The sequence below is a fragment of the Roseibium aggregatum genome (assembly GCF_014692675.1).
Classification (GTDB): domain Bacteria; phylum Pseudomonadota; class Alphaproteobacteria; order Rhizobiales; family Stappiaceae; genus Roseibium; species Roseibium aggregatum_C.
Window position 1 is genome coordinate 1 of record NZ_JABFCZ010000104.1, and the last position, 441, is coordinate 441.

Annotated in this window: 1 protein-coding gene; it reads left to right on the forward strand. The window is 48.5% G+C overall.

All coding sequences use genetic code 11. The features are described 5' to 3' along the window. Positions 1 to 441: phosphoethanolamine transferase domain-containing protein (locus HK439_RS26495; protein ID WP_190294471.1), on the forward strand; the 441-nt coding region annotated here is incomplete at both ends.

Here is a 441-nt window from a genome sequence, read left to right on the forward strand (position 1 = left end):
ACACTGAGAAGAATACCACCGGGAATGTGTTGCTGCTGTTCTTTCTTCTGCTTCTTGCACACAGAAATACCCTCACATCCATTACAGCGCTTTTATTTCTGTTCTGTGGTGCACTGTATGCGCCTGCGGGTATGACGTACGGTAAAATCAACAACAGTGTTATTGTCGCGTGGCTGCAGACCACGGCTGATGAGGCTGCAGAGTTTACCGGGATGATTCCTGTTTATCATTTTCTGGTTAGTGTCACGGTTCTGGTATTCATGGTGATTTTCTGGCAGACACACCACCGCGGTCACCGTAACTGGCTGGCACTGCTGCTGTTCGTATTATGCTCAGTAAACAGCTGGCCGTTGCGGATGGTTAAAGCAACAGTTGTGGGGACAACTGACACATTGCGTGAAATGCAGCATTATAAACAACTGAGTCAGCACGGGGCTGACA